Origin of the sequence: Actibacterium sp. (assembly GCF_041584535.1) — a bacterium.
In the GTDB taxonomy this organism is placed as follows: Bacteria; Pseudomonadota; Alphaproteobacteria; order Rhodobacterales; family Rhodobacteraceae; genus Actibacterium_D.
In genome coordinates this window covers 1-2668 of the sequence record NZ_JBFHDW010000317.1, presented here as the reverse complement: position 1 = coordinate 2668, position 2668 = coordinate 1, and the positions used below count along the sequence as shown (strand labels likewise).

The 2668-nt window shown below is 61.7% G+C and carries 4 protein-coding genes and 1 pseudogene; 3 read left to right on the top strand and 2 right to left on the bottom strand.

Going from position 1 to position 2668, the window contains the following annotated elements; all coding sequences use genetic code 11:
* Positions 1-255: pseudogene (locus ABYW26_RS12970) on the top strand (hypothetical protein); the annotation flags it as partial.
* Between the two features lie 73 nt (positions 256-328).
* Here ABYW26_RS12970 and ABYW26_RS12965 read toward each other — a convergent pair.
* The gene (locus ABYW26_RS12965) at positions 329-649 is read right to left on the bottom strand and encodes a DUF6280 family protein (protein WP_372605325.1); all 321 of its coding nucleotides are present in this window, start codon (positions 647-649) and stop codon (positions 329-331) included.
* Between the two features lie 217 nt (positions 650-866).
* Here ABYW26_RS12965 and efp point away from each other — a divergent pair, with 217 nt between their 5' ends.
* Together efp and ABYW26_RS12955 are read left to right on the top strand one after the other, a co-directional pair.
* Positions 867-1430 carry an elongation factor P gene (efp, locus tag ABYW26_RS12960; RefSeq protein ID WP_372605324.1) on the top strand — a complete coding sequence of 188 codons (564 nt, stop codon included), beginning with the start codon at positions 867-869 and terminating at the stop codon, positions 1428-1430.
* A 124-nt stretch (positions 1431-1554) separates the two neighbouring features.
* Positions 1555-2091, top strand: coding sequence for a hypothetical protein (locus tag ABYW26_RS12955; RefSeq protein ID WP_372605323.1), 537 nt, complete (start codon positions 1555-1557; stop codon positions 2089-2091).
* A 7-nt stretch (positions 2092-2098) separates the two neighbouring features.
* Here the strand turns inward: ABYW26_RS12955 and ABYW26_RS12950 are convergent.
* Positions 2099-2668, bottom strand: a 570-nt coding sequence (locus ABYW26_RS12950; protein WP_372605322.1) for a fructosamine kinase family protein, incomplete at its 5' end; no start/stop codon positions are given.

Below are 2668 nucleotides of genomic sequence, written 5' to 3'. Positions count from 1 at the left end.
CAGACCGTGTCGGACGCCGATCCCGGCGCGGATGAGTTCGACCCGGATGCCGAGGCCGCGACGCTGGCCAGCAATATGTTCGCAGGCGACAGTGCCGACGCCGATGTTCTGGACGAGGAAACGCTGCGGCAGATGGTGAATGACATCGTGCGCGAGGAATTGCAGGGCGCGCTGGGCGAACGCATCACCCGCAACGTGCGCAAACTGGTCCGGCGCGAGATCAACCGCGCGCTTGCCAGCCGCGAATTCGAATAAATCTACAAGGTCTGGAAAAGAAAAACGCGCCCTTTTCAGGACGCGTTTTTTCGTTTGGCATGTATATGCCCGGTCAGGCCGCTTCGGCCTGGTCCAGCTGTTGCCGGCGTTCGCTTTCTTCGCGCGACAGCGCAACCGAGGTGCGGACACCTTTCGACACGAAATCCATCAGCCCCGACACAACCCGTTCATTGGGGTCGATGCCGGCACAAGACAAAACCTCGCGCCCGTCACGGGACCGCGCCCAACGAGCGATCTGCTCGGGGCCGTTACCGTATTTTTTGTCATCAGCAATCGCATCATCCAGTGCGGCCAAAACAACTGCGGCGAAAAGCTTGCGCGCGCGGTTGCCCTGTTCGTGGTTAAATGCGGTGCCATCAACGAAATCTGCCATCTCGTCGTCCTTATAATTCTTGCTCTTGCATTTTTCGGCGTAGGGCCGTTTATGGCGGTTTCACAGCGATTCGGTATTTCCCATTTGGAATGTCTCCTATGCGCTGTGGTCATGGCTAAATCGGGAAGCCCACAGGATTTAGTCGTCTTGCCAGCCATGAACTGCCAAGATATAGGTGCGCTCGAATTCAGATCAACCGATGGCCAAGGATTTTCCCATGCCCAAGATCAATGGAAACGAAATCCGTCCCGGCAACGTGCTGGAACATAATGGCGGCCTGTGGGCTGCGGTGAAAGTTGACCATGTCAAACCCGGCAAGGGCGGCGCCTTTGCTCAGGTCGAGATGCGTAATCTGCGCAATGGCTCGAAACTGAACGAGCGTTTTCGCAGCGCCGACAAGGTCGAGCGCGTGCGGCTTGAGCAGAAAGACCAGCAGTTCCTGTATGAAACCGACGGCATGTTGGTGTTCATGGATGCCGAAACCTATGAGCAGATCGAACTGCCCGCCGACCTGCTGGGCGAACGCCGCCCGTTCCTGCAGGATGGCATGACCATTCTGGTTGAATTCTACGAATCCGAGGCTCTGAACGCGACGCTGCCGCAAAAAGTCACCTGCAAGGTCATCGAGACCGAGCCGGTCGTCAAAGGCCAGACCGCAGCCAACAGCTTTAAACCGGCCATTCTGGACAATGGCGTCAAGGTCATGGTGCCGCCCTTTGTTGGCCCGGACGAAGACATCATCGTCAACACCGAGACCATGGAATATTCCGAACGCGCCTGATTGGGTCGCGGTCAGTGGTTGCAGGGCGGTCCTTCACGGGGCCGCCCTTTTGCTTTGGCACGGGAACGTGACTGGCGGGGGGCGGCGTCTGTGCTAGTCACAGGTGACGGATAAGGAGGAGCCGATGCGAGTTTGGAAAATGGCAGTGGCGGCGGTGATGCTGGCCAGCGGCGCGATGGCGCAAACCCATAGCGGGCACGATCAGATGATGGTCGAGACCCCGATGCCAAGCCAGCCGGGGCAGGGCGCCTTTGCTGCGATCGCTGAAATCGTCGCCGCCTTGCGGGCCAATCCGCATACCGATTGGTCTGCGGTCGATATCGACGCGCTGCGGGCGCATCTGCGCGACATGGCGCTGGTGACGCTTGAAGCCGAGGTCTTTAGCCAGTCGATCGAAGGCGGTCTTGAGATGCGGATCAGCACGGCGGGCGAACCCGGTGCCGCAGCGGCACGCATGGTGCCCGCGCATGGCCCGGTTCTGGCGGCCGAGACCGGCTGGAGCAGCGATCTGCGCGATCAGGACGATGCGCTGGTCTGGCGCGTGACCTCGGACCGGGGTGCGGAACAAATCCGGGCGCTGGGGTTCTGGGGGTTGATGGCTACCGGCGATCACCACCGCGAACACCATCTGGGCATGGCGACCGGTCAGAGGGTGCATTGACGCGGGCTTAGGCCCCCAGTTCGGCCAGCAGGGATTCCACCATGCCGCGATAGCTGGGACCGAACAGCCGCAAATGCACCAGCGCGGGCCACAGTTGATAGGCCGGGCGGCGGTGCTCCCACCCTTCGGGCAGGCCGCCATAGCCTGCGGTGAAATCCGGGGCGGGGGCGCCGAACAGGGCCAGCATCGCCAGATCGACCTCGGGGTCGCCGTAATAGCAGGCCGGGTCGATCAGGCAGGCCGAGCCAAAGGCGCCGAACAGAACATTCCCGCCCCAAAGATCGCCATGCAACAACGCCACCGGCGGCGCAGCGGGCAAGAGATCCGGCAGATGCCGTGCCAGTGTTTCCAGCCGCAGCGCGATTTCCAGCGGCAGATCGCCGGGCCATGCCAGCAGCCGCTGTTCGATCCAGAATTCGGCCCAGCTGTGGCGCGGCGCGTTCGGGATCGGGGCCGCGCCAAAGGCGTAATCCTGTTCCCAGCCATAAAGGCTGCTTTCACTATGGTGCAGGGTTTTCAACCCCTGACCCAAGGCCGCCCATCCGCCGGGGCTGGCGGGGTGGTCGGGCATTTTCTG